The 1,749-nt window shown below is 43.6% G+C and carries 1 protein-coding gene; it reads left to right on the top strand.

What is annotated here, in order from left to right:
- Window positions 1–550 precede the first annotated feature (550 nt).
- On the top strand, window positions 551–1,749 hold a 1,199-nt coding region (locus tag WAM07_RS10215), incomplete at its 3' end, for an immune inhibitor A domain-containing protein (RefSeq protein ID WP_422166552.1).

The following is a 1,749-nucleotide window of genomic DNA, read 5'->3' on the forward strand; positions in this document are numbered from 1 at the left end:
GGCGACAACCATTTCATTGCTATCGCTGCTTGATTCTGGTTTTGATTTGCTGATTTTCACGACAGTCAGTGGAATCGCACTTGCTGGATTCACACCCATGTTTCTGGCCTGTGCCGTTATCGCTTTAATCGGTGTTTCCATTCCAATCCGACCGAAACGAATAACCTTTGATAGGTGAAAACTATTCATTGTCCATAGAAAACAGCCACTTCCTGAAGGAAAGGCTGTTTTTTTATGTAATTATTGTAGGACTTAAGTATACAGTATAAAAGTCTTCGTTACTCATTGGGGATTAACATATAAACTTCACGCACTGATTATTACAGCAAAATAACATCACATTATTACGAATCGTGTAATATTCTCTTCCAATCCGCTATTTTCACCGCGGTTTATCTGTTACACTTTAACGCTTTAAATTCGCTTCTGGGCACTATTCATTATTTTTAGAAAATTAAAAATAATATATTGATTAATTTTGTAATTTTGGTAGATTTGTAAATGTAGCTTATTTTTACAAAATGTGGAGGGAGACATTAATTTGAAGAAAATGGGGAGAATGATCACATCTGCTTTAGCTCTTACATTAGCCTTCGGGCCCGTAAGTGCGAGTGCAGGCACAGTAAATCAAGATGCAGGCGAAGATTTACATAAATCACATTCGCATGAGGGATCACCTTTTGATCTTGCGATTGCGAATGATGAAAAGCTAATTGAGATGTTGAAAGAGGACGGAAAAATTGCTCCGGATGCAAGTCCTTCAGAAGCTCAAAAAGGATTAAACAAATTCTTAAAAGCTAAATCGGAAGCAGCTAAGAAGGATAAAGGCGAGTTAAATGAAGAAGCCAAGGAAGCAAAAGAAAAACTCCAGGGCGAAATGAAAAACAACAGCTTAACCAATGGAAAAGGAAATAAACTGGGGCAGGCGAAGAAAAATGCACCAGCTTCCGTAAAAGAAGAAGCTTATGATGGCGAGATGCGTACGGACAAAGTACTGGTACTGCTCGTTGACTATCCGGACAAGCCTCATAACACTATGACAGCTGACGAAACGGATATGTACTATGATGGCGAAAACGCTTATTCCAGAGACCATTATCAGGACATGCTGTTCGGTGAAGGTGGCTGGGAAGGTCCAGACGGTGAAACGTATGATTCTATGAAACAATATTACGAACAGCAATCCGGAGGCAGTTACTCTGTCGAAGGGGAAGTAGCTGGATGGTACACGGCAAGTCAACCAGCAGCAGCCTATGGCGGAAACTATCCGACAGAAGATGACAGCGACGTCAATGCTCGCGGTCTTGTGAAAGAAGCGCTTACCGCAGCTGCAGATGATGATTCTGTTAATATAGCTGACTACGACCAATGGGATCGTTATGATCTTGATGGTGATGGAGACTACCTGGAACCAGACGGGCTTGTTGACCACCTGATGGTTATCCACTCCGGCGTAGGTGAAGAAGCAGGCGGAGGATCCCTAGGTTCTGACGCTATCTGGTCGCACCGCTGGAATCTGAATGGAGTAACTCCAATTAGCGGCACGGAAGCTACGGTTGATTATTGGGGCGGATCTATGGCAGCTTACGATTATACAATTGAGCCAGAAGACGGAGCAGTAGGGGTCATGGCCCACGAATTTGGCCACGACTTAGGGCTGCCGGATGAGTACGATACGCAGTATTCCGGTGCTGGTGAGCCAGTCAGTTACTGGTCGATTATGGCGAGCGGAAGCTGGGCAGGAGATAT

It is taken from the genome of Halobacillus sp. (assembly GCF_049282395.1).
Classification (GTDB): Bacteria; Bacillota; Bacilli; order Bacillales; family Halobacillaceae; genus Halobacillus.